Raw genomic sequence first — 4,216 nt, 5'->3', positions numbered from 1 at the left:
GGCCATATTATGTGCCAGGCAGTTGATGACTTGTTTGATTAAAAAATCAATAGAGACGCAATATTTGTGTTTCCCGTTTGATATGTTAAATAAGACGCAAATATGCGTCTCTACAAAAAAAATTTAATGAGAATCGATTTAGAAAAAACACTTACCGATAAGATCAGCGATTTATCTTCACTTAAGATGAAGCGGCAAAGCTGGGCAATTGAAGGTAAAAAAGTGGTTTTTACCAATGGCGTTTTCGACCTTTTGCATATCGGCCATATAACTTACCTGGCAAAAGCAGCCGAACTGGGTGATAAACTCATCATCGGGCTTAATGCAGATAGTTCGGTTAGAAGAATAAAGGGCGAAGACAGGCCCGTTAATGACGAGAGTAGCCGAGCTGCCATCCTGGCCGCCCTATTTTTTGTAGATGCAATTGTAGTATTTGAGGAGGATACCCCACTGAACCTAATCAGCACTTTACTACCTGATTATTTGGTAAAAGGTGCTGATTATTCTATTGACAACATAGTTGGCGCAAAGGAAGTGATAGCCAATGGCGGCGAGGTAAAAACCATTAATTTTGTGGAGGGCTATTCATCTACTTCTATAATTAATAAAATCAGGAACCAGATTACCTGATAAGCATATCAACATGAAGATACTGGTGATCCGTTTTAGCTCAATGGGCGATATTATTTATACTACCCCAGTTGTGCGCTGCCTAAAAAAACAGGTCCCCAATGCCGAAGTGCACTTTTTAACCAAACCTGCCTTTAAATATATCTATGATAGCAATCCCTATGTAGATAAACTGTTGCTACTAAAACCCTCGCTTACTGATACCATCAACGAGATAAAGGCAGAGCAATACGATCATATTGTTGATTTACATAATAACCTGCGCACCACTATTATAAAACTACGCACTGGCATAAAATCAACCACCTATAAAAAGCAGCCCATTAAAAAGTGGCTTAGTTTAAAATTTAAACTAAAGCTGATACCTCCTACCCATTTGGTTGACCGTTACCTGGAAGCAGCGAAACCTTTAGGAGTTGTTAATGACAACCAACCCATTGATTACTACGTCAAAGCCGGACATCAGCTTAATAAATTACTGCCGGCATCGCACCAAAACAGCTACATCGCGTTCGTCATAGGGGCAACACATTTTACCAAGCGGATGCCAAATGAAAAAATTATCAGTATTTGCAGTCAGCTTAAACTACCGGTTGTATTGTTAGGCGGTAACGATGTTAAAGCTAATGGCGATGTTATTGCTGAAGCAATAGGCGCTTCTGTTTATAATGCCTGCGGCATAACCTCGCTTGATGAATCTGTTTTCCTGGTGTCAAAAGCCGAAAGTATCATTGGTTTTGATACCGGCCTCACCCACATTGCCGAGGCTTTTAATAAACCCATAGTATCTGTTTGGGGCGGCACTGTACCGGAATTACTGGGCGTGCAACCCTATATGGTTGAGGACGTACTGGTTGCAGGCATTGATTTGGATTGTCGTCCGTGCTCCAAATTTGGGTTGGAGAAATGCCCGCTCGGGCATTTTAAATGCATGAATGATATGCCTGTGGATGGGATTATTGAGTTTGTAAACAAGTAGTGATTCCTGATTGTCAAATTTGCTTATATTTGTTTTACCCTTACCTAACACTATAAGTTATTGAAAAAACTATCGTCCTTGCTATTATTAACTACCTCATCAATAGCAACTTTTGCACAATTGCCAGTCATCGGTATAAAAGGCGGTGCAAATTTTGCAACGCTTACTTCGTCAGGAACTGCGGCTAATATGATTGCCGGATCAAATGTTTATGCTAATTCGGGTTCGGTTACCTCATTTAATGTGGGTGTTTTTATTGATGTTAAACTTGGTCATTTCTCATTACAACCTGCTGTTAACTTTACCGGTAAAGGCGGTACATTTAATGGCTTTACAGGCACATTTCCAAATGGTTCAAAAAGCGAGGTTACCACCAAATACAATTTATACTATGTACAGGTGCCTTTAAATATTGTATATCACGTTCCATTTGTGGTTGGCGAGTTTTATATTGGTGCAGGTCCTTTTGTGGGTATGGGTGTGTATGGAAAAAAGAAATTATCGGCCGATAACAACAATAATGGTACGCATACGATGATTTCATCAAGTGATAAAATTACGTTTGGCGATAATGGCGATATCCGGTCTGACGAGTATGGAGCCGATGCTATAGCGGGTATTAAATTAAAAGGAGGCCTGCTTTTTAATTTAAGTTACGACCTCGGATTATCAAACATAGCCCCCGATGCTTTGGGCAACAAATTTAAAACCCGTGTTTGTGGCGCTTCAGTGGGATTTATTTTTTAATTTTTTGAGCAGATAGAGAAACAAAATGTATCATTATATACTTAATTTTAAAAAAGAGATATAAGCCCCTTTTTTATTTAAACCATGAAAAAGCTACTCCTGATTCGCCACGCAAAAGCAACCCACGAAGCCGGTTATGTTGACTTTGAACGACCATTAAAACAATCGGGCAAGGACGATGCAGAACTGATGGCATCAATTATAAAAGGGCAATCAATTAGTCCACAGGCCATTATCACCAGTCCGGCGTTACGTACACAAACAACAGCTGATATTTTTACCAAACACCTGCAATTACCCAAAGCAGGTACCGATAAAAGGATCTATGAAGCCGGCGAAAAAACCTGGATAAAAGTAATTAACGACTTGCCAAATAAGTATGATTTTATTGGAATTGTAGGTCATAACCCCGGCATCAGCCAGGTCCTGCACTACCTCACAAGCCAAATTCGCGAAATGCCTACCTGTGCGGTAGCCCTCATCACCTTTGATAACGATAGCTGGCAATCCATCAGCGAAGAAGATGGACATTTAAGCTTTTTTGATTCACCTAAGGGATAAGAAGCTAAAAGCAGGATGCACAAAGCTTAAAGCTAACAGATTGATTTTCAATATTATTTAATCAATTTGCAATTAATTAATAGACTCTATATAACGTATTAAGCAGCCCCAGTTTTGATCTTTAGACTTCGGACTTAAGACTTAGACCTACTCACTAATTCACCCTATAAGTTTTCCCCGGTAACGATCTGATATACCCCTGCATTTCCATATTCAGCAGGTTCATGGCCAGAATGCTCATAGGCATATTGGCTTTTATGGTAAGTTCGTCTATAGCTAAAGGCATTTTATTTTCCTGTAAAATATCAAAAATAAAGCGTTCATCAGCTGACAGATCCAACGGTAACATAAACTGTTCAACGGGTTTGGTATTGTCGGCCTTTTCCCAACCGAGGCTGAAAGCCAGATCGGCCATGCAGGTAAGCAACGCTGCTTTGTTATTGCGAATGAGGAAGTTACAACCCTCCGAATAAACATCATCCAGCCTGCCTGGAAAGGCAAACACATCCCTGTTATAGGAATTGGCAATTTCGGCAGTTATCAACGCGCCTCCTTTTAAACTTGCCTCAATCACCACCGTAGCATCAGCCATACCGGCTACAATACGGTTTCGCTGCGGAAAATTCTCCCTGTCGGGCACTGTTCCAGATGGATATTCGGTTAATAAACCGCCATTTTCCAGCATTTTATCGGCGGTTCCCCGGTTTTGGCTGGGGTACAACCTGTCCAGCCCATGCCCCAGCACACCTACTGTAGGCACATTTAACCGCAAGCATTCCCTATGTGCGGTCACGTCAATGCCCAAAGCAAGGCCGCTTACTATTAATACATTGTATTGTTGCAACTCCTCAATAAGCTGGCGGCACAATTGGCGGCCATAATCAGTGGCATTCCGGGTACCCACTATGCTGATCACCTGCGGCGGGTTCAGGTCCATTTTCCCTTTAGCATACAATAGTATAGGCGAATCGGCACAATTTTTTAAGCGTTTAGGATACCTTGCATCGGTATAAAATATCAGTTCTATTCCTTGTTTATCTACAAAATTGAGTTCCTTTTCGGCCAATCTCAGCGCTTCATCAAAATCCCACTGACCGGCTCTTTTTTCGCCAATGCCCGGTATAGTGCTCATTTTGGYGGGCGAAGATTTAAAAACCGCGTCAGCACTCCCCAAATAAGCCATCAATGACTTAGCCGCCACCGGACCTAAATTTTTAACAAATGATAAAGCGGTATTATAAAGTAAAGACATTTTAAATGTGCAGATTTCTAATTTCAGATGTGCAGATTAAGTACAGA

General features: G+C 41.0%; 5 protein-coding genes. 4 read left to right on the top strand and 1 reads right to left on the bottom strand.

The genetic code is table 11. From position 1 onward, the window contains the following. Positions 1–126 precede the first annotated feature (126 nt). The 4 genes from rfaE2 to AC1DPZ_RS23065 all read left to right on the top strand — a co-directional run bounded on the left by rfaE2 (position 127) and on the right by AC1DPZ_RS23065 (position 2,917). Complete coding sequence (rfaE2, locus tag AC1DPZ_RS23080; RefSeq protein ID WP_477407870.1) at positions 127–630, top strand: D-glycero-beta-D-manno-heptose 1-phosphate adenylyltransferase; 504 nt, start codon at positions 127–129, stop codon at positions 628–630. Between the two features lie 13 nt (positions 631–643). Further along, complete coding sequence (locus AC1DPZ_RS23075) at positions 644–1,609, top strand: glycosyltransferase family 9 protein (protein WP_477407868.1); 966 nt, start codon at positions 644–646, stop codon at positions 1,607–1,609. A gap of 60 nt (positions 1,610–1,669) precedes the next feature. Further along, the gene (locus AC1DPZ_RS23070) at positions 1,670–2,356 is read left to right on the top strand and encodes a porin family protein (RefSeq protein ID WP_477407866.1); all 687 of its coding nucleotides are present in this window, start codon (positions 1,670–1,672) and stop codon (positions 2,354–2,356) included. 84 nt (positions 2,357–2,440) lie between these two features. After that, entirely contained in the window at positions 2,441–2,917 is a 477-nt protein-coding gene (locus tag AC1DPZ_RS23065) for a SixA phosphatase family protein (RefSeq protein ID WP_477407864.1), read from the top strand. 154 nt (positions 2,918–3,071) lie between these two features. On the opposite strand, the gene dprA is transcribed toward AC1DPZ_RS23065, so the two are convergent. Next, entirely contained in the window at positions 3,072–4,169 is a 1,098-nt protein-coding gene (gene dprA, locus AC1DPZ_RS23060; RefSeq protein WP_477407862.1) for a DNA-processing protein DprA, read from the bottom strand. Between the last annotated feature and the right edge of the window lie 47 nt (positions 4,170–4,216).

Source organism: Mucilaginibacter sp. P4_G9 (assembly GCF_056400985.1).
Note: the sequence above shows the minus strand (reverse complement) of the source record. Positions and strands in the feature narration are given on the sequence as shown.

Coding starts and splice junctions, on each gene's coding strand:
- rfaE2 (WP_477407870.1), top strand. CDS start 127: ATGAGAATCGATTTAGAAAAAACACTTACCGATAAGATCAGCGATTTA.
- AC1DPZ_RS23075 (WP_477407868.1), top strand. CDS start 644: ATGAAGATACTGGTGATCCGTTTTAGCTCAATGGGCGATATTATTTAT.
- AC1DPZ_RS23065 (WP_477407864.1), top strand. CDS start 2,441: ATGAAAAAGCTACTCCTGATTCGCCACGCAAAAGCAACCCACGAAGCC.